This window comes from Telluria sp. LT2P80, assembly GCF_059685955.1.
On sequence record NZ_JCASIO010000001.1, the window covers coordinates 334102 to 353850 of the forward strand.

General features: G+C 66.7%; 21 protein-coding genes and 1 pseudogene. 8 read left to right on the forward strand and 14 right to left on the reverse strand.

Annotated elements, in window-relative coordinates:
• Positions 1-28 precede the first annotated feature (28 nt).
• The 3 genes from ribA (at position 29) to AC56LW_RS01450 (ending at position 3201) form a co-directional block, all read left to right on the forward strand.
• Complete coding sequence (ribA, locus tag AC56LW_RS01440) at positions 29-712, forward strand: GTP cyclohydrolase II (RefSeq protein ID WP_499630934.1); 684 nt, start codon at positions 29-31, stop codon at positions 710-712.
• A 78-nt stretch (positions 713-790) separates the two neighbouring features.
• Positions 791-2257 (forward strand): S1 family peptidase, encoded by a 1467-nt coding sequence (locus AC56LW_RS01445; RefSeq protein ID WP_499503057.1) that lies wholly within the window; start codon positions 791-793, stop codon positions 2255-2257.
• The gene (locus AC56LW_RS01450) at positions 2254-3201 is read left to right on the forward strand and encodes an FHA domain-containing protein (protein ID WP_499630937.1); all 948 of its coding nucleotides are present in this window, start codon (positions 2254-2256) and stop codon (positions 3199-3201) included. The genes AC56LW_RS01445 and AC56LW_RS01450 overlap by 4 nt, the downstream gene beginning before the upstream one ends.
• A 9-nt stretch (positions 3202-3210) precedes the next feature.
• Here the strand turns inward: AC56LW_RS01450 and AC56LW_RS01455 are convergent, their stop codons facing one another.
• Positions 3211-3552: a response regulator gene (locus AC56LW_RS01455; RefSeq protein ID WP_499632845.1), complete on the reverse strand. Its 342-nt coding sequence runs from the start codon at positions 3550-3552 to the stop codon at positions 3211-3213.
• 144 nt (positions 3553-3696) lie between these two features.
• Positions 3697-4952, reverse strand: a pseudogene (locus AC56LW_RS01460) (sensor histidine kinase); the annotation flags it as partial.
• A 65-nt stretch (positions 4953-5017) separates the two neighbouring features.
• Between AC56LW_RS01460 and AC56LW_RS01465 the strand changes: the two are divergent.
• From AC56LW_RS01465 to AC56LW_RS01480, 4 genes are all read left to right on the forward strand, one after another.
• Positions 5018-6082, forward strand: coding sequence for a sensor histidine kinase (locus AC56LW_RS01465; protein ID WP_499630940.1), 1065 nt, complete (start codon positions 5018-5020; stop codon positions 6080-6082).
• A complete protein-coding gene (locus AC56LW_RS01470; RefSeq protein WP_499630943.1) occupies positions 6070-6798 on the forward strand; it encodes a LytR/AlgR family response regulator transcription factor in 729 nt (242 codons plus the stop codon). Before AC56LW_RS01465 ends, AC56LW_RS01470 begins: the two co-directional genes overlap by 13 nt.
• A gap of 79 nt (positions 6799-6877) precedes the next feature.
• Complete coding sequence (locus tag AC56LW_RS01475) at positions 6878-8095, forward strand: acyltransferase family protein (RefSeq protein ID WP_499630946.1); 1218 nt, start codon at positions 6878-6880, stop codon at positions 8093-8095.
• A gap of 119 nt (positions 8096-8214) precedes the next feature.
• Positions 8215-9012: a hypothetical protein gene (locus tag AC56LW_RS01480; RefSeq protein WP_499630949.1), complete on the forward strand. Its 798-nt coding sequence runs from the start codon at positions 8215-8217 to the stop codon at positions 9010-9012.
• A 50-nt stretch (positions 9013-9062) separates the two neighbouring features.
• On the opposite strand, the gene AC56LW_RS01485 is transcribed toward AC56LW_RS01480, so the two are convergent.
• The 4 genes from AC56LW_RS01485 to leuC all read right to left on the reverse strand — a co-directional run bounded on the left by AC56LW_RS01485 (position 9063) and on the right by leuC (position 12777).
• The gene (locus AC56LW_RS01485) at positions 9063-9677 is read right to left on the reverse strand and encodes a flavin reductase family protein (RefSeq protein ID WP_499630952.1); all 615 of its coding nucleotides are present in this window, start codon (positions 9675-9677) and stop codon (positions 9063-9065) included.
• A 39-nt stretch (positions 9678-9716) separates the two neighbouring features.
• Positions 9717-10634 (reverse strand): LysR substrate-binding domain-containing protein, encoded by a 918-nt coding sequence (locus AC56LW_RS01490; protein ID WP_332531060.1) that lies wholly within the window; start codon positions 10632-10634, stop codon positions 9717-9719.
• Positions 10635-10711: 77 nt separating this feature from the next.
• On the reverse strand, positions 10712-11350 hold the full coding sequence (leuD, locus tag AC56LW_RS01495) for a 3-isopropylmalate dehydratase small subunit (RefSeq protein ID WP_499630956.1): 639 nt from the start codon (positions 11348-11350) through the stop codon (positions 10712-10714).
• A complete protein-coding gene (gene leuC, locus AC56LW_RS01500; protein ID WP_499630959.1) occupies positions 11350-12777 on the reverse strand; it encodes a 3-isopropylmalate dehydratase large subunit in 1428 nt (475 codons plus the stop codon). Before leuC ends, leuD begins: the two co-directional genes overlap by 1 nt.
• 264 nt (positions 12778-13041) lie before the next feature.
• On the opposite strand from leuC, the gene AC56LW_RS01505 reads away from it, so the two are divergent.
• Entirely contained in the window at positions 13042-14016 is a 975-nt protein-coding gene (locus tag AC56LW_RS01505) for a Bug family tripartite tricarboxylate transporter substrate binding protein (protein WP_499632848.1), read from the forward strand.
• A gap of 10 nt (positions 14017-14026) precedes the next feature.
• On the opposite strand, the gene AC56LW_RS01510 is transcribed toward AC56LW_RS01505, so the two are convergent.
• The 8 genes from AC56LW_RS01510 to AC56LW_RS01545 form a co-directional block, all read right to left on the reverse strand.
• Positions 14027-14926, reverse strand: a complete 900-nt coding sequence (locus AC56LW_RS01510) for an ion transporter (protein WP_499630962.1) — start codon at positions 14924-14926, stop codon at positions 14027-14029.
• Positions 14923-15477 (reverse strand): NADPH-dependent FMN reductase, encoded by a 555-nt coding sequence (locus AC56LW_RS01515; protein WP_499630966.1) that lies wholly within the window; start codon positions 15475-15477, stop codon positions 14923-14925. Before AC56LW_RS01515 ends, AC56LW_RS01510 begins: the two co-directional genes overlap by 4 nt.
• Positions 15478-15549: 72 nt before the next feature.
• The gene (locus tag AC56LW_RS01520) at positions 15550-15855 is read right to left on the reverse strand and encodes a hypothetical protein (protein WP_332531054.1); all 306 of its coding nucleotides are present in this window, start codon (positions 15853-15855) and stop codon (positions 15550-15552) included.
• A gap of 2 nt (positions 15856-15857) precedes the next feature.
• Positions 15858-17114: an MFS transporter gene (locus AC56LW_RS01525; protein WP_499630969.1), complete on the reverse strand. Its 1257-nt coding sequence runs from the start codon at positions 17112-17114 to the stop codon at positions 15858-15860.
• 52 nt (positions 17115-17166) lie between these two features.
• A complete protein-coding gene (gene ispF, locus AC56LW_RS01530; RefSeq protein ID WP_258834881.1) occupies positions 17167-17682 on the reverse strand; it encodes a 2-C-methyl-D-erythritol 2,4-cyclodiphosphate synthase in 516 nt (171 codons plus the stop codon).
• A gap of 21 nt (positions 17683-17703) precedes the next feature.
• The gene (ispD, locus tag AC56LW_RS01535; protein ID WP_499630972.1) at positions 17704-18450 is read right to left on the reverse strand and encodes a 2-C-methyl-D-erythritol 4-phosphate cytidylyltransferase; all 747 of its coding nucleotides are present in this window, start codon (positions 18448-18450) and stop codon (positions 17704-17706) included.
• Positions 18443-19126, reverse strand: coding sequence for a hypothetical protein (locus AC56LW_RS01540; protein ID WP_499630974.1), 684 nt, complete (start codon positions 19124-19126; stop codon positions 18443-18445). The genes ispD and AC56LW_RS01540 overlap by 8 nt, the downstream gene beginning before the upstream one ends.
• Positions 19127-19143: 17 nt before the next feature.
• Positions 19144-19701, reverse strand: a complete 558-nt coding sequence (locus AC56LW_RS01545) for an NUDIX domain-containing protein (protein WP_499632851.1) — start codon at positions 19699-19701, stop codon at positions 19144-19146.
• Between the last annotated feature and the right edge of the window lie 48 nt (positions 19702-19749).

A 19749-nucleotide genomic window follows, 5' to 3' on the forward strand; every position in this document is an offset into this window, starting at 1 on the left:
TCTATCGTCATCGATTGGAAACACCGTCATGCAAGCCGCCGCCATTCCCGCCAACGTCCCGCCCGCCCTGCTCGACTACGCCACCTCGTGCGCGCTGCCGACGCCGTGGGCCGAGTTCACGCTGCACGCCTGGGTCGAGGCCGCCACCGGCAAGGAACACCTGGCGATGGCACTGGGCGACCTGGGCAACAGCGAGCCGGTGCTGGCGCGCGTACATTCCGAATGCCTCACCGGCGACGTGATGTTCTCACAGCGCTGCGATTGCGGCGCACAACTGGAAGGCGCGCTGCGCCGCATCGCCGAGGAAGGCCGCGGCATCGTGCTGTACCTGCGTCAGGAAGGCCGCGGCATTGGCCTGCTCAACAAGATCCGCGCCTACCGCCTGCAGGAAGCCGGCGCCGACACGGTGGAAGCCAATCTGCAACTCGGTTTTCATGCCGACGCCCGCAACTATGAACTGTGCCGGCCGATGCTGGCCCAGTTCGGCATCAAGGCGGTGCGCCTGATGACCAACAACCCGCGCAAGATCGACGCCCTGACCCGCCTGGGAATCACGGTCACCGAACGCGTGCCGCTGCTGGTGAACCGCAACGCCCATAACAACAGCTACCTCAATACCAAGCAGGCCAAGCTGGGCCACATGATGGCGCCCCTCACGTCGCTCGAGCAGGGCGAGCCGGTTGCCCCGGCCACGTCTGCTCCGGTTGCCTGACCGTGGGCGCGCTAACGCGCGCAGCGCTGGCCGCCCCGATGGCAAGATAGCGGCTTCCCTCTGCTTCCTGGTAACTGCATGAACCGGACCGTCGTGGCACGCCTGGCCGCACTCCTGACCACCTGCCTGGCGCTTGGCGCGGGGCTCGATCTCGTCACGCGGCCAGCGAGCGCGCAGACGGGCGCGGGCACCGTCGCGCGCGCCGGACTGGCTGCACCGGCAGGTGCCCCCGTCGCCGCACCCGTGCCGCAGATCGCCGTCGACACGCCGCCGGCCGCCACGCCGACCGAGCTGATTGCGGGCGAGGCCGACACGCAGGACGCCCTGCCCCAGCCTTCGTCGGCTGCGCAGGACCTGTATGAATCGGCGCGCAGCGACCTGCTGCAGATCCGCATGCTGCTCAAGAACGGCCGTACACAGTCCACGGTTGGCTCAGGCTTTTTGGTCGGCACCAGCAATCTCGCGCTGACCAATTACCACGTGGTCTCGCAAATGGCCCTCGACCCGGCCATCTATACAGCCGAATACATCGACACCGACGGCAATACCGGCCCGGTCGAACTGCTGGCGGTCGACGTGCTGCACGACCTGGCCGTGGTGCGCATCAACCGCAACGGCAGCGGTTTCTTCAAGGTGCCCGAGCAGAAAGTGAAACTGCGCCAGGGCCAGCCGCTGTACTCGCTGGGCAATCCGCTCGACTTGGGATTTGCGATTTCCGAAGGCGCCTACAACGGCGTGCTCACGCGCAGCTTCTACGATCGCCTGATCTTCAGCGGCCCGATCAACTCGGGCATGAGCGGCGGCCCGAGCGTGACCGCCAGCGGCACCGTGGCCGGCATCAATGTCTCGCGCCGCCGCGATGGCGAATCGGTCAGCTTCCTGGTGCCCGTGATGTACGCACAGGAATTGCTGCGCAAGGTGGCCGAGCAAGCCGCGCCGCCGCCTGATTTCAATCCGCTGATCGGCAAGCAGCTGCTGGCGCACCAGGCGGGCATGGTCGACCGGCTGCTCGAAGAGCCGCTGACGCTCAAGGGCATGGGGCCGTACCTGGTGCCGGTGCGCGAGTCCGGCCAGGTGCGCTGCTGGGGGCGCTCCAATGCGCGGGGCGCCGCCTACGCGGTCGACGCCATGAGTTGCGTGATGCAGTCGGCAGTGTTTGTCTCGGACGTCCAGCAGACCGGTAATGTCTCGATGACCCATCGCTACATCCGCTCGGGAACGATGGACCCGATGCGCTTTGCCGCGCTGGCCACCGACATCTTTCAGGTCGATAACCTGGGCAGCACGGGCGATCCGCGCCTGACCAAGCCATTCTGCACCGAGCGCTTCGTGCACACGCGCACGCTGCCGCTGCGCGCCGTGACCTGCGTGCGCGCCTACCGCAAGTTCGAAGGACTGTACAACTTCACGCTGCTCACGGCCAGCACCGATGCGTCGCAGGCCAGCCTGCAAAGCCGGCTCGATGTGTCGGGCGTATCGTACGAAAACGGCATGCGCGTCACGCGCGCCTATCTTGGCGCCTTCGGGCGCCCGGTACGCAAATGAGCGGCCCCTGGACCATCGAGACGCTGGCGCGCAATGGCGAGGTGCTGCACCGGCATCGCGTGACCACGCTCCCGATCCGCCTTGGCCGCGCCTACGACAACGACTTCATCGTCGACGACGAGTACGCAGCCGCGCACCATGCACTGGTCGATCTTGGCGCCGATGGCGCCCTGCTGCTGCGCGACCTCGATACGCGTAACGGCATCAACCACAAGGGCCGGCGCGTCAAGGAACTGACGCTGGGCGGCGACACCGTCGTGCGCATGGGGCACACGTCGCTGCGCATCCGCCCGGCCGCGCACCCGGTGCCGCCCGAGCTGGTCGACCGCACGATGCACGGCTGGGAAGGCATGCTGCCGGGCGGCGCCGGCATCGTCCTGTGCCTGCTGACCGCGCTGCTCGTCGCATGGCTGCTCGACGCCGGCGCCGACCCCGAACGCTATGGGGTGTATCCGGCGGTGGCGGTGGGCGCCGGGCTGGCCTGGAGCGGCATGTGGGCGTTTTCCAACCGCCTGTTCGGACGCCGCGCGCGCCTCGGGCGGCATCTGTTCATTGTCGGCTTTGGCCTGGCCGCGCTGGTCGGGGTGCGCCTGCTGGCCAGCGTGGTGGCCTATGCGTGGTCGCTCGAATGGCTGACCGGCTACGGCTCGCATGCGGTCGTCGTGACGGTGTCGATGATGATCTACTTCCACCTGGCCACCGTGACGCCGCAGTTCCGGCGCCGCCTGCGCCTGTCCTGCGCCGGGATCGCAGTGCTGGTTTCGCTGTTGATCCTGGCCGGGAACATGCAGCGCAACGGCCGCACCGCCGACGAGCTGTACATGCCGGTGCTGCTGCCGCCCGAACTGCGCGCCAGTCCCGATGTGCCGGTGGCCGAGTACATGGGCAGCGTGGGCGCGATGAAGCGCGAGATCGACGCCGAGCGCCGTGGCAACGCCGAGTAAGGTAAAGACCTAGTCCAGCGCCGCCAGCAGGCGGCTCACCGTTTCGGCTGCGATCGGCTTGGTGAAGTGCTGGTCGAAGCCGGCCTCGCGCGAGCGCGCCTGATCTTCTTCCGAACCCCAGCCCGTCACGGCGACGATGGTCATCCGCGCCAGCGCCGGCATCGCGCGCAGGCGCGTGGCCAGCTCGAAGCCCGTCATGCCAGGCATGCCGATATCGAGGAACGCCACGTCCGGCACGAACGCCTCGGCCAGGGCCAGCGCATCGCGGCCATTGGTCGCGGTGCGGATCTCATGTGAGTTCAGTTGCAGCAGCAGCGACAGGCTTTCGGCGGCGTCGGTGTTGTCGTCCACCACCAGGATGCGATAGGTGCGGCGCTGCGCCGTGCGGCGGTCCTGGCGCGCCGTGTCGTCGCCCGCCACCGCCATTCGCGCGCCCAGCGGCAGGCGCACGGTGAACGTGCTGCCAAGGCCGGCGCCGGGACTCTCGGCGCTGACGCTGCCGCCATGCAGCGCCACCAGCTGGCGCACCAGCGACAGGCCGATGCCCAACCCGCCCTGCGCCAGGCCGCTATTACGGCCGACCTGATTGAACATCTCGAAGATCGTGTCTTGTGTTCGGGCGGGATGCCCACGCCGCTGTCGGTCACTGCCACCACGGCCTGCCCGCCGCGGTTGCCGTCGCTGCGTTCCTTGTGCACCGTGAGGCGGATGCTGCCGCCGGGCGGCGTGTACTTGGCCGCATTGGTCAGCAGATTGTTGATCACCTGCGCGACGCGGGTCGGATCGATGTCGAGCAGCAGCGGCTCGCCCCACATCTCCACGTCGAGCACGTGACGCGCGCCCTGAATCATCGGCGTGCTGGTCTCGACCGCGCTCGCCACCACGCGGTTGAGGTCGACCAGCTGCTTGCGGATCTCGATCTTGCCGCTGGTGACACGGGCGACGTCGAGCAGGTCGTCGATCAGGTGCGTCATCTGGCGCGTCTGGCGCTCGAGCATTTCGCGTACGCGCTCGATCGTCTCGGGACTGTCGGCGCGCAGGCGCATGATTTCCAGGCCGGTGCGGATCGGGGCCATCGGGTTGCGCAGTTCGTGGGCCAGCACAGCCAGGAATTCGCTGCGGTGACGGCTGGCCTCGGCCGATTCGTGCGCCTGGCGCTGCAGCGCAGCCTCGACGCGCCCGTGCTCGCCGGCGTCGAGCGCGCAAGCGGTATGAAAGAACCCGTGCACCGTGCCGGCGGCATCGCGCAACGGCGAGAAAGCAATGTTGACGTGGCGCGCGCCAGGCCCGAGCAGCACGTCATCCAGCCAGGCCGGCGCGCCGGCAAGCGCACTGTCGACCAGCGGCGCGAGACATGGCCAGGCGGCGGGGAGAATGTCGGCCAACGGCTGGCCCAGCGCTTGGGCGGGTTGTTCGCCCAGCAGGCTGGCGTAGGCATCGTTGAACAGCACCGGCATGGCGTCCGATGCAGGCGTACGCCAGCCAACCAGCGCCGGCTGCCGCGCGTCGAGCATCAGATCGACGGCCACCCGCAGTTCGGGCGGCCAGCCGGCCGCGTCGCCCAGTGCAGTTGCTGCCCAATCGTGGTTGCGCACCAGCGCGCGCATGCCTCGATTATCGGAGGACATGGAAGAAGGTCGGCCCGGATCGCTCATGGCTTGATTGTCGCATGAACTCCAATTGACGGTAGGCAATTGATCCTTGGATGATGCAGTTTCGCAGCAACCGTATGCAGCAACTGTACGCAGCATGCATGGCGCTTTGACATGCGATCACGAATGCTGGAAGATCGGCCTTCACCTATCCGGTCCGCCCCATGCCATCACGCCGCACCATGCTCGTCGCCGGCATTGCCTGGCTCCTGTTCTGGACGCTGATGGTGCTCGTCGCCGTGGAAGACTACCGGCGCGACGGGGGAAGCGCGCCCTGGCAGCCGGTCTTGTGGGAGACCTCGTCGGCACTGGTGGCAACCTGTCTGTTCGTGATCCAGCGCCGCTTCAGCGCGCAGCATGACGTGCTGGTCGCCACGCCCTGGCGCTGGTTCGGCCAGCAGGCGCGCTGGCTGCCGCTGTACTGGTTCGGCTTCACGCCGATCGTGTTTGCGCTGCGCCACGCTGTCTATGCGTTGGCGGGCGAGCGCTATGAGCACGAGGCCTGGGCCGAGGTGTTTGTCTACGAGGCGCTCAAGATCTCACTGTTCTTCGGCATCTTCACGACGATCGGCTTTGGCCTGCTGTCGTACCGCGAAATGATGAAGGAGCGCGTGCGCGCCGAGCAGGCTGGCGCCCTGCTGCGCGAAGCCCAGCTCGAACGCCTGACGCGCCAGATGCAGCCACACTTCCTGTTCAATGCGCTCAACACGATTTCATCGCTGATGCATACCGACGTGGCGCGCGCCGATGCGACCCTCGTGCGGCTGGCCGACGTGCTGCGCGCGACGCTGGCGCTGGGCGACAAGCCGCAGGCGAGCCTGGATGACGAATTGCGCCTGGCCCAGGGCTACGCCGCCGTGATGCAGGAACGCTTCGACGGGCGCGTGACGCTGACCTGGGCCATCGAGCCGGCGGCTCTCACGGTGCGGCTGCCGGCCATCAGCCTGCAGCCGCTGCTCGAGAACGTGTTCAAGCACACGGTGGCGCACCGGCGCGCGTCGACGGCGATCCGGGTCGAGGCCCGGATCGTGGACGGCGCGCTGCACTTGTCGATCGAGGACGATGGCGGCGTGCTGGCGCCATCCGGCACGCCCGGCACGCCCGGCATCACGGTGATCAACCTGCGCACCCGTCTGGCCGCGCTGCATGGCGATCGCGCGGGCCTGGCGCTGCACGCGCTGCAGCCGGCCGGCGTGCGCGCCGAACTGAGGGTGCCATGCGCCTCCTGATCGTCGACGACGAACGGCCGGCGCGCGAGCGCCTGCGCCGCATGCTCGCGCACGAACCGGGCGTCACGTCAGTGACGGAAGCCGCGGACGGCGTGGAAGCGCTGGCGCTGGTCGCGCGCGACGCGCCCGACGCGCTGCTGCTCGATATCGAGATGCCGGAACTGTCGGGCATCGATGTGGCTGCCTCGCTGGTGGCGCCGGCGCCACTGGTGGTGTTCGTGACCGCGTATGACGACTACGCGCTGCGTGCGTTCGATGCCGAGGCGGTCGACTATCTGCTCAAGCCGTTCGATGGCGCGCGGCTGCGGCGCACGCTCGACCGGCTGCAAAGTCGGCTGCAGAGCCGGCTGACAGCAGCAACACGCGCGCCGGCACTCACCTGTACGCCACCGCGCCAGTTGCTAATGACCGAGCGCGGCGCCACCCGCATCGTGCAGGTCGCCGATATCGAGTGGCTCGAAACGGCCGACAACTACGTCGCGCTGCATACGCGCGACGGCGCGCCCTTGCTGCGCCAGTCCCTGGGCACGCTGCTCGGGCAACTCGGCCCCGCGTTCGTGCGCTGCCACCGGTGCGCTGCGGTGCGCCTGACCGCTGTCAACCGCATCGTCCCGCACAGCAAAGGCGATTGCACACTCGTGCTGCACAGCGGCGCCGTCGTGCCGTGCAGCCGGCAATACCGGGCTGCCCTGCTCGATCCGCTTCGCCCCGCCTGAAGTCCGGTTCGCCCCATCGCGCTGGCGCGGCCACGCAGGACTGCGCGATGCTGAGGCCTTCAAACGATGAGGACACCCCATGCAGCCATCTGTTCCTGCCACCAGCGAGCGCCTGTACTTTCTCGACTGGGTACGCATCCTGGCGTTCTTCGTGCTGATCGCGTATCACGTGGGGATGTATTACGTGAGCTGGGACTGGCACGTGAAAAGTCCGCACGCCAGCGAAGCGGCCGAGCCCTTCATGCTGCTGTCGTCGCCCTGGCGCCTGACGCTGCTGTTCTTCGTGGCCGGCGTTGCCTCGCATTTCATGCTGGGGCGCCTGGGCCCGCGAATGTTCCTGCGCCGGCGCAGCCTGCGCCTCTTGGTGCCGCTGTTGTTCGGGATGCTCGTGATCGTGCCGCCGCAGCCCTATCTCGAAGTCGTCGAAAAACTCGGCTACACGGGCGATTACCTGGCATTCATGCGGCTGTATATCGTCGGCTACGACGGCTTCTGCCGCGAAGATTGCCTGTCGCTGCCCACCTGGAACCACCTGTGGTTCGTGCTGTACCTATGGTGTTACACGGTGGTGCTCGCCGCCGGCGCGGCGCTGCTGGGAGAACTACGCAGCGCCGCGCTCGCGCGCCGGGTCGGCGCCGTGCTGGATGGCTGGCGCCTGATATTGCTGCCGGTCGTGTTCCTGGGCCTGGTGCGCATCCTGTTGCTCGACCGTTTTCCGCAAGACCATTCGCTGACGAACGACTGGTACAACCATGCCACCTACCTGCCCGTCTTCGTTCTCGGCGCGCTGCTGGCGCGCACGCCACGGATCTGGGCCACGATGATGGCGCAGCGCTGGCCTGCGCTATGCCTCGCCCTGGCGGCCTGGGTCGGGATCGTGCTGTGGCTGCTGGGGCCACACGAAACCATGACGCCGCACGACATCGAACGCTGGCGCACTGGCATGCGGTTCGTGTACGCGCTGTGCGCCTGGAGCGCCATCATCGCTGCCTGCGGCTTCGCCCGCTGCCACCTGAACCGTGACGGGACGGCCCGGCGCTACCTGACTGACGCGGTGTTCCCCGTCTATATCGTGCACCAGACGCTGATCATCACGATAGCGCACGCCTTCAAGCCGTTGCAGCTGGCGCCTGGCCTTGAAGCGGTGCTGTTGATGATCCTGACCGCCTGCGGCAGCTTCGCGCTGTACGAGGTGGTGCGGCGCGTGCCGCCCATGCGGCCGCTGTTTGGACTGGCGCGGCAAGCGCGCCCCGTTCGGCCGAGCGGATCCGTGACGAGAACCGCAGTGCCGCAGTAAGCCGCATCCCGGGCATTCGGCGCGCACCAAAAGTGGTCGCATCAAGGCGGGTCAGCCGGTCAACCGGGCTGGCCCGATCCTTGCATGTATAAAAGCACACTGAACTGCGGGAGAAGTCGATGTTTACCCAAAACGATGTGCTCGAATACACGGGCATGCATGGCCATATGATCCGCGTGCTGTGGATCGACCGTTCACAGGCGCTGGCCTGGACGTACCGCCTGGGCAGCCACGCGGCCCTGCCCGAGCCGGTGCTGTTGCACGAACTCGAGGAAGCACTGCGCGCTGGCGGGGTGCGCCGGTTGCTGGTCGATCCGTTCGCGGCCGCGCCGCCGCAAGAGCCGGTACCGCAAGGCTATCTGGCCCTGCAGGCCAAGGCCTGGTCGGCCGTGCGCGCCCTGCACGCCGACCGCCAGGCCTTGTACCAGCCGCGTGATCGCGCCATCCTGATGGCCGGGTATGCTGCGGCGCACGGCATCTCGAAGTCCAGCATCCTGCGCTACCTGCGCCGCTACTGGGAACGGGGCCAGACGGCGGATGCGCTGCTGCCCGACTACGGCAACTCGGGCGCACCGGGCCGCACCCGCGCCGTCACCGCCGGCATCAAGCGCGGCCGGCCACGCAAGGGCGAGGCCACCGGCACCAATGCGGACGAACGGATGCGCGCAATCTTCCGCGCCGCTGCGGCGCGCTACGCGGCGAGCCACGACGATTTTTCGCGCCGCGCAGCGTACCGCCAGATGCTGGGCGACTTCTTCCAGGGCCAGGATGCAGGCGGCCTGCCGAGCTTCGGCCAATTCAATTACTGGCTCGAACGCGACGCCGCTGCCCCGCCAGCGGTCACGCTGACGCGCCCGAGTGCACCATTGCCGGGCCGCGCTGCACCACGCTTTGCCCACCACGCGGCCATGCCGTAAACCACCAATCCGGTGCGCCGCACGCCACCGTGGTGCGCACCGGATTTTATCTAGCGTGGCCGGTGCATCTGGAACAGCTGTTCCGGCCCGACCGAGAAGTAATCCGCCGGCCCGCCCGCGCGCAGGATGTGGCCGGCAGTGGCCGTGTCGTAGATGCCGTTCTTCAGCGACGCTGCCGCGATGTGCACGCCCACCACTTCGCCCAATACGAGCCAGGTCGGCACCGTCTCGCCGCTGACCTGCTGCAACTGGATGATCTGCGTGACCTTGCATTCGAACGCGACCGGGCTTTCGGCCACGCGCGGCGCTGCGACCAGGCGCGACGGCGTGGGCGTCAGCCCGGCCAGCGTGAATTCATCGACCTCGGGGCCGACGGCGGCGCACGACGCGTTCATCGCCTCGGCCAATGGGCGGGTTGCGAGATTCCACACGAATTCGCCCGTCTCCTGCACATTGCGCAGCGTGTCCTTGGCGCCGATGCTGGCAAACCCGACGATCGGCGGCACGTAGTTGAACGCGTTGAAGAAGCTGTACGGTGCCAGGTTACGTACGCCGGATGCGCTCAGCGACGAGATCCAGCCAATGGGCCGTGGGCCGACGATGGCATTGAAGGGATCGTGGGGCAGCCCGTGGCCCTGACGGGGTTCATAGAAATGGATCGACATGGGTTGGTTTTTTCGTGAATGGATTGAAATGGTGTGCGTTCAGGGCGCGTTGATGGCGCGGGCCGCATCGGCGCTCAGACAGCTGGCCAGCAACCTGACCGGGGCCGGCAGCGCCAGCGTGCTGCGCAGCGCAAGCAGCAGCGTGCGCTCGGCCCAGTCGTCGGTCAGCGTGATCAGCTTCAGGCCCATCGAGCGCACGTGGGGTTCGGCGGCCAGGCGCGGCAGCACGCCGATGCCCAGGCCCACCATCACCATGCGGCAGACGGCGTCGAAGCTGCGCACCTGGATACTGAGCTTCAATGGCTTTTCAAGGCGGCTGCATTCGGTGCGCAGCCGCTCGGCCAGCGACGTCGCTTCGGACAGGCTGACGAATTCATAGTCCAGCGCATCGGCCAGCCGTACGCTGTCGTACGTGGCCAGCGGATGATCGTGCGACACGATCAGGACCAGCCGGTCCTGCCGGTAATCGAAGACGTCGATATCGCCGACGGCGGTGCGGTCAGCGAACAGGCCGATGTCGGCGCGGTTCTCGCGCACTGCCGCCACCACGTCGCCGCTGTTGCGCTCTTCCAGGCTGACGCGGATGCCCGGATGCTCGCGCCGAAAACGCGTCAGGTCGTCCGGCAGGAACTGCGTGACCGCGGAGGTGTTGGCCCAGATGCGCACCTGGCCCCGGCCGCCCGCGGCAAAGTCGGACAGGTCGCCCGACATCCGGTCGACATCCTGCAGGATACCGAGCGCATGCTGGAAACACGAGCGGCCCGCCTCGGTCAGCGTAACGCCATTGGCGTGGCGGTACAGCAGCCGGGTGCCCAGATGCGCCTCCAGGTCGGATACACGCTTGCTCGCTGCGGCGACGGCGAGATTGGATTGCTGGGCGCCGCGCGTGATGCTGCCGGTGCGCGCAATCTCGATGAACAAGTTGAGCGTGACCAGATCAAAACGCGCGTAGTTCAACAGCACTCTCCTTGGATGGCCGACATGGTGGACAGCGTGCATCTTGCCACAAGCAGGCGGCGTCGTTGCGCGCCGCTTCAGAACACCCAGTCTTCTTCCTTCCTGCGCCATGCCTCGTAGGCCTTGATCTTGTCGGCGTGGCCGATCGTCAGCGCGATATCGTCGAGGCCATGCAGCAGGCGATCCTTGCGCGCCGGGTCCACCTCGAACCGGCTGACGCGTGCTTCGCCCGGCCAGGTGACGGTCTGCGCCGGCAGGTCGACCTTCAGCGAAAATCCGGGCGTGGCATCACATGCCGTGAATAGCGCATCGACCTCGTGGTCCGCGAGCACGATCGGCAGCAAGCCGTTCTTGAAGCAGTTGTTATAAAAAATCTCGGCAAACGACGGTGCGATGAGTACGCGAATGCCAAAGTCGGCCAGCGCCCACGGCGCATGCTCGCGCGAACTGCCGCAGCCAAAGTTGTGGCGCGCCAGCAGGATGCTGGCGCCCTGGTAGCGCGGCTGGTTCAGCACGAAATCCGGGTTGAGCGGCCGGCCGCTGCAGTCCTGGTCGGGTTCGCCGGTATCGAGATAGCGCCAGGCATCGAACAGGTTCACACCGAAACCGGCGCGGCGGATCGACTTCAGAAACTGTTTGGGGACGATGGCGTCGGTATCGACATTGCCGCGATCGAGCGGCACGACCAGTCCTTCGTGTACGGTAAATTGTTCCATCAGCACCACTCCCGGATATCAACGAAATGCCCCATGACGGCAGCGGCCGCTGCCATTTCCGGACTGACCAGGTGCGTGCGACCGCCCGCGCCCTGCCGCCCTTCGAAATTGCGGTTCGAGGTCGAGGCCGCGCGCTGGCCGGGCTGCAGCTGGTCGGCGTTCATGCCCAGGCACATCGAGCAGCCCGGCTCGCGCCATTCGAAGCCGGCCTGACGGAACACGGCGTCCAGCCCTTCTTTCTCGGCTTGCTGCTTGACCAGCCCCGAGCCCGGCACCACCATCGCCAGTTGCACGTTGTGCGCGACCTGCCGGCCGCGCACGATGGCAGCGGCAGCGCGCAAATCCTCGATCCGCGAGTTGGTGCACGAGCCGATGAAAACGACATCGACATGGATGTCGGTGATGCGCGTACCGGGCGCCAGGCCCATGTATGACAGCGCGTGCACGATCCCGGCGCGCCGGGTCGGGTCCGGCTCGTGCGCGGGATCGGGCACCACGCCGTCGACGGTCGTGACCATCTCGGGCGACGTGCCCCACGTCACCTGGGGCTTGATCGTGGCCACGTCGATCGTCACCACCGCATCGAACACGGCGCCAGGGTCGCTCACGAGGGTACGCCAGTACGCGACGGCACGTTCCCATTGCGCACCGCGCGGCGCTTCCGGCCGGCCCTCCAGGTAGGCGAGCGTCTTGTCGTCCACTGCGATCATGCCGCAGCGCGCGCCTGCCTCCACCGTCATATTGCACAAGGTCATGCGACCTTCCATCGACAAGCCGGTGACTGCCGCGCCGGCATACTCGATCGCATAGCCCGTTGCGCCTGCGGTGCCGATCTTGCCGATCATGGCCAGCGCCATGTCCTTGGCCGTCACGCCGGGCGGCAGCACGCCGTCGTAGCGCACCAGCAGGTTCTTCGACTTCTTGCCGAGCAGGCACTGGGTCGCCAGCACATGTTCGACCTCGGACGTACCGATGCCGAATGCCAGGCAGGCAAACGCGCCGTGCGTGCTCGTGTGGCTGTCGCCACAGACGACGGAGAGGCCCGGCAGCGTGACGCCCTGCTCCGGCCCGATCACATGGACGATGCCCTGGCGCCGGTCCGTCATGCCGATTTCGTCGATCCCGAATTCGCCGCAATTTTTCGTCAGTGTCTCCACCTGCAGGCGCGAGACGGGATCGTCGATGCCGGCCGCGCGGTCGGTGGTGGGAATATTGTGGTCGGCCACGGCCAGGTTCGACGCGATGCGCCAGACCTTGCGCCCGTGCGTGCGCAGGCCTTCGAAGGCCTGCGGGCTCATGACTTCATTGAGCAGATGGCGGTCGACGTACAGCAGCGTCGTGCCGTCGTCCTCGACATGCACTTCGTGCCGTGCCCATAATTTGTCATACAGCGTGTCGTATAGCGTGTCGCCTGGCTTGTCTGCCATGATCAGTCGTCTCCATCGCGATCGTTCGATTGCCGGCACTGCCCGCTCTGCGGCGGCGTTGCCGGTGGACCGAGTGTGGCCCGGATTGCGATGACCAGGGAATCCCTGAATCGGCAATTCCCGTTTCGCGGATGACGAAGGCTTCGCGGAATGCGAAGACTGCACGACCGATAATACGAATGCCAGCCCGGCGATAAGTCAGTACATTGGCTTGTACCTTGCTGCACCCAAAGCCCGCCCCCGAGAGCGGGTCATGACAGACACATTCACAGGAGACGTACGATGCTTCGCACCTTTGCCGGCAGCCTGCTGCTGCTCGCTTCAGCCACAGCCCTTGCCCAATCGCTGCCATCCAAGCCGATCACGCTGATCGTTCCCAACCCGCCCGGTGGCGTCGTCGACACGGCCGCGCGCGTGGTCGCGCAACCGCTCGGGCAGCTGCTCAAGCACACGGTCGTCGTCGACAACCGGCCTGGCGGCAGCGGCAATATCGCCTACCAGACGGTGGCCCGCTCGGCGCCGGACGGCGCCACGCTGCTGGTGTCGTATTCGGCGTATCACACTGCCAATCCGTCCCTGATGACGAAGCTGCCATGGGCACCGAAGGATTTCACGCCCGTCGCGCTGCTGGTCACCGCGACCAATGTCGTGGCCGTGCACCCGTCCCTGCCGGTCAACACGCTGGGTGAACTGGTGGCGTACCTGAAAAAGAATCCCGGCAAATTCAGCTACGCGTCGCAGGGCAACGGTTCGCTGTCGCATATCGGCACCGAGCTGTTCAAGCAGCAGACCGGCACGAATATGCTGCACGTCCCGTACAAGGGTTCCGGCCAGGCAATCGCGGACGTGCTGTCAGGGCGCGTGCACGTGTTCATCACGACGCCACCGTCGGTGATGCAGCATGTCCAGTCCGGCAAACTGAAGGCGCTGGCCATCGCCGGCAAGGCGCGTCATCCGATGCTGCCGCAGATACCGACGACGGCCGAAGCCGGCTATCCCGAGTTCACGCTCGAAGCCTGGGTAGGCCTGTTCGCGCCGGCGGGCACACCGCCCGCTCTCGTCACGCAATTGACCAATGGCGTGAAGGGCGCGCTGGACACGCCGGAAGCGAAAAAGCAGGCGGATGCACAGGGCGTCGAGATCCATTACCTGAATCCGCCTGCCGTCGCCAGCCTCGTGACGGGCGAGCTCGATTACTGGAACAAAGTCATCAAGAAGGCGAACATCACGCTCGATTGATGCGCTGCCGTCAGGCCTGGTCTGCCGCCAGGCCGGCGCCGCAATCCTTGCAGAACTGCGCGCGCGGATCGTGTCCCGTGCTGCCGCAGGCGCTGCAGCTGCGGGGTTCGCCGCGCGGCGCGTGACGCGCCAGTTTCTGCGACGTCATCTCGGCGCTGACGATCCCGGTCGGCACCGCCAGGATGCCCCAGCCGAGCAGCATCATGAACGACGCGATTGCCTTGCCCAGATGCGTGTGCGGCGTGATGTCGCCATAGCCGACCGTCGTGATCGTCACGGTGGCCCAGTACATCGCCATCGGGATGCTGGTGAAGCCGCTTTCGGGGCCCTCGACCACGTACATCACGGTGCCGAGAATCAGGATCAGCATCAGCACGACCGACAGGAACACCATGATCTTGCGCTTGCTGGCCACCAGCGCCTCGCCCAGGCGCGTGTACTCGTCGACATAACGCGTGAGCTTGAGGATGCGGAAGATGCGCAGCAGCCGCAGGATGCGCACGTCGAGAAAGACCTGGCTGCCCGGGACCAGCAGTGAAATCCAGGTCGGCAGCACCGAGACCAGATCGATCACGCCATAGAAGCTGCGCGCATAGCGCATCGGGCGCTGGACGCAGACCAGACGCGCGATGTACTCGAGCGTGAAGAAGATCGTGAACGTCCATTCGAGCACCGACATCTGCGCCGCGTAGCGCCGGCCGATGGCAGGCACGCTGTCGAGCACCACGGTGAGGATGCTGAGCAGGATGATCGCCACCAGCGCGAGGTCGAAGCGGCGCCCGGCCGGCGTGTCGGTGCCGAAGATGACGTCGAACATGCGCGCGCGCCAGCCGCCGGGCGGGCGGCCCAGCAGGGTTGGCATATCGCGCGGCGCGGTCGGTACGGCGTGGCTGTCAGTCGCCCGGCTCATCGGGCGTGCTGCGTGACCCAGGCGCCAAATGGGGCCATGAATTTTTCAAAGAAGGCGCGCGCGCTGTCGTCGACCAGCCGGTCGCCCTCGTACTTGCTGGCGACGCCGCCGATATAGGCCTCTGGCGCCGGCATCGTCGGCATGTTCAGGAACGGCAGCATCTGGCGCAGGTGGTGGTTGGCGCCGAAGCCGCCCAGGGCGCCGGGCGAGACGCTGACCACGGCGCATGGCTTGTCGGCGAACGCCGCCTTGCCATACGGGCGCGAGCCGACGTCGATCGCGTTCTTGAGCGAACCTGGCACCGAGCGGTTGTATTCGGGCGTGCAGAACAGGATGGCGTCGGCGCTTTGAATCGCCTCGCGGAACACCGTGAATGCCGGCGGCGGCGTGTCGGTTTCGTCGTCCTCGTTGTACAGCGGCAGGTCGCGCAATTCGACGATCGTCAGTTCAAAGCCGTCCGGGGCCACCGCGATGAGGCTGTTGGCAACGCGGCGGGTGAACGATTCCTTGCGCAGGCTGCCGACGAGGACGGCGATTTTCTTGGTGGTCATGGGGATCCTTTGATTATGCATGATGTGTTATCGATCTCTCATGATACCCATTTTCACTGCGACGCTGGGCCGTTACAGGCGCAGGCGCCGGTACATCTGCAGGAAGCGCTTGCGCCCTGCCTTGGTCAGGACCACCACCGGGTCGCCATGCCAGGCATACAGGAACGGCGCGCCGCCCTGGCGGTCGCTGATGCGCACCGACAGCAGGAACGCCGTGCCAAGCGGGTACTGCGCCAGGTCGAGCAGGCGGCGCGAACATTGCACCCGCATGCCCGTTGAAAACGCCTGCCCCGAGACAGGCGAAATGCACGGCCGGCCGCGCCAGTCCAGCCTTGACTCCACCGCCACCTCGCGGTATGCCCATGCATCGCGCGCCATCGTTACGCCTTCGCCAGCGCGGGTGCGCGCACCACATGCGCCTCGCGGATCGGCAGATTGATCAGTGCGGCAGCCGCCGCCAGGGCCATGTCGGCGTACCACATCCAGCTGTAGTCACCCGTGTGCACGACGGCCAGTCCGCCCAGCCAGGCGCCGAAGAAGCCGCCGATCTGGTGCGACAGCAAGGTCATGCCGAACAGCGTGGCCAGGTAGCGCACACCAAACAGCTTGCCCACCAGCCCTGCGGTTGGCGGCACCGTGGCCAGCCAGGTAAAGCCCAGCGCGCCGGCGAAGATGTAAAAGGTCCAGGCCGTCTTTGGCGCCAGCAGATACAGGCCGACGATGACGACGCGGCTCGCATAGATCCAGAATAGCAGCGACTTCATCCGGTAACGCGAGCCCAGCATGCCAGCCGACAGGCTGCCGGCGATGTTGAACAGCCCGATCAGCGCAAGCGCCGTGGCCGACACGGTCGTCGGCAAGCCGCACATGGCGACTTCGCCTGGCAGGTGGGTGACGAGAAAGGCGATGTGAAAGCCGCAGGTGAAGAAGCCTGCATGCAGGCACAGGTAGCTGCGGTCGCGCAGTGCCTGGCGCAGTTGCTGGCCGAGGGCAATGGTGGATGCTGCCGGTGCTGCCGGTGCTGCCGTCGGCAATGCTGGCGCAACGGCGGCGCGCTTGCGGCGCAGCGGCCAGGCCAGCGGAATGGTCAGCAACGCGGTGGCCGCCAGCGTGAGCATCGCCACGATCCAGCCAGCGCCGGCGATGATCGCGCCCATCAGCGGGGCCAGCGCGAACTGGCCGAACGAGCCACCGGCATTGATGAAGCCGGACGCGAACGCGCGGCGCTCGGGCGGCAGGCGCTGGGCCGTGGCGCCGATCAGGATCGAGAAGCTGCCCGCCCCTGCTCCGGCCGCCGACAGGAAACCCATTGTCAGCAGCAGCGCCCATTCGGACCCGACGAACGGCGTGGCGGCCGTGCCGACCGCCAGCATCACGCCGCCCAGCGCGATGACGCGGCCCGGACCATACTTGTCGGCCACGGCGCCAAAGACCGGCTGCGCCACGCCCCACATCAGCTGCGCCACCGCCATCACGAAGCTGATCGTGGCCACGCCCAGGCCGGTGGCCGTGTTCAGCGGCGACAGGAACAGGCCGCTCGTGAGACGCGTCCCCGTCGTGATCATCATGACGGCGCTGGCCACCAGGATCAGGGTCCAGGCCGCGCGCGGCGACAGGTGGGCGGAGGCGTTTGTCATTTGGCAATTATAGAGCCACCACCCCTGCCATGGGCAACCATCCGTCGGGGGATCAGTCGGCTGGCGCGCGGATCAGCAAGGCGGTCGATTGCGCAGCCATGCCTTCTTCGCGTCCGAGATAGCCCAGCTTCTCGTTGGTCTTGGCCTTGATGTTGACCTGCTGCGGCGAGACGCCCAGGTCTTCGGCAATGCGCGAGACCATCAGCGGGATGTGCGGTGCCATCTTCGGTTGCTGCGCGATGATGGTCGCGTCGATATTGCCGATCGTGTAGCCGGACTGCAGCACGCGGTGCCCCACTTCGCGCAGCAGCGTGCGCGAATCGGCGCCGGCGAACATCGGGTCGGTGTCCGGGAAGTGCTTGCCGATGTCGCCCAGCGCGGCCGCGCCCAGCAGCGAATCGATGATCGCGTGCAGCAGCACGTCGGCATCCGAATGGCCTTGCAGGCCCAGGCGGTGCGGGATCGTCACGCCGCCGACGATGAGCTTGCGCCCTTCGACGAGCGCGTGGTTGTCATAGCCGGTACCGATGCGAAACGGTGGAGTGGGATTGTAGGATGCGAGTGCCATGATGGTCGTTTCTTGTCTTGGTCAAATGGAGGCGTCGGCGGCCAGGTACATCTCGGCGATGCGGATGTCCGATGGCAGCGTGACTTTGAGATTGCGCGGGTGCCCTTCGACCAGCCTGGGGGCCAGGCCGAGAGCTTCCACGGCGCTGGCGTCGTCGGTGATCGCGGCAGGGTCGGTCGCCGCGTCGAGCGCGCGGCACAGCAGCGCGTAGGTAAACATTTGCGGGGTCTGGGCGAGCCACAGGTTGGCACGATCGACGGTGGCAAGGCCGCCGTCGCCCCTGCGCTTGACGGTATCCACCACCGGCAGGGCCAGCAGGCCGCCGGCCGGATGGTCGCCTGTCTCGGTGATCAGGCGTTCGATCAGCGCCGCGTTCAGGCCGGGGCGCGCGGCGTCGTGCACGAGAACGTGGTCGGTATCGGCCAGCGCGGCGCGCACGGCGTGCAAGCCGTTGCGGATCGATTCCATGCGCGTCGCGCCGCCGCAGCGAAGGACCGTCACGCGGCTCGAGTCATCGCTGGCGTCCGGCAGCACGGTGTCGATGAACGGGTCGTCCGCGCTGACAACCACATAGGTGTGCGCAATCAGCGGGCTGGATAGAAAGGCGTCGACCGTGTGGCGCAGCATGGGCTTGGCGCCGATCGGCAGGTATTGCTTGGGACTGCCGGCAGCCATGCGGGCGCCGACACCGGCGGCCGGAATCAGGGCCACGTGGCGGGTTACGTCGGGTTGTTCGTTCATTGTCATCAACAGCTGGTTGTCATCCATTACGACGTGCAGGTCTCAACAACGACTGTACCTCACCTGCACAAACCTTGCCCAGGCGGGCGTACTCCTGCGGCGTATCGATCGCGCCCTGCAGCACTTCCACTTTCGCCATCTCACCCTTAATGTAGGGCATCCAGCTGCGGTCGATCTCGCGCTGCAGCAGACCCCGCGCCTGGCCGATGGGCGCGTACAGCGGCTTGCCGGCAAAGCGCGCCGCCAGTCGGGCGCGCACGGTGGCTTCGGCTTTCGGCATGAAGGTCTGGTAGGTCGTCAGGTGGCGCATTTCGTGGGCCAGCACTTCGCGGTAGGCGCACGATGCGGGCGGGAATTCACGGCTCACATACACAACGATGGGCGCGTAATCGAGACTGACGTCAATGCGCGGCGCCACGCATTCATAGCCCGTCGCCGCGTCGATCAGCATGCGCCCGTCGACCTTGATGCGCACGCGTGCTTCGGTGTGGGTCAGGCCAAGCACCCACGAGCCGCGCCGCACGCTGGGCATCAGGCGCGTGAGGTCATGATACGAGCGCGTGTTGTCGATGCGAAAGCCCTGCTCGCGCGTCGACAGCACCGAGATGCTCTCGCCGATCGTGTCTTCGCAGCGCGCCTGCAGCGGCGTGCGGGTTTGCGCCGACACCGACGAGGCCAACAGGATTAGTACTGCTGAAAACAACCAGGGCTGCATCGTGTTCAGGCGGGGGTCCAGTCGCCGGCCAGGATCTTCTCGAGCCAGAACGTGCCGATGATCGTCTTGACGTCGGTGATCTCGCCACGGCGCACGAGTTCGAGCAGTTCGGGCAACGTGACACTGAACAGTTCGAGGAATTCGCCGGCGTCGAGCCGTTGCTCGCCGTGCGTCAGGTCTTCGGCCAGGAAGATCTCGAGGTGCTCGTCCGAGTAGGCGATGGCATTGTGGATGGTGCAGACGAAGCGCCACTTGGCAGCCGTGTAGCCGGTCTCTTCGACCAGTTCACGTTTGGCGCAATCGAGGTGGTCTTCGCCCGGATCGATTTTACCGGCCGGGAATTCGATGAAGACCTTGCCGTTCGGGTAGCGGAACTGGCGTTCCAGCAGGATGCGCCCATCGGGCAGTAGCGGGAGGATGACAACGGCGCCGGGGTGGCGGATGAATTCGCGGTGGCTTTCCTTGCCATCCGGCAGACGAATGCGGTCGCGTTCGACCTTCAGGAAGTGACCATCGTAGACGACGCCGCCATCGAGGCGGGTTTCTTTCAGTTCCGACACTATGTGCTCCTTATCGTTGAGGCTGCGATACGAAGCATCATAAGCGAACCG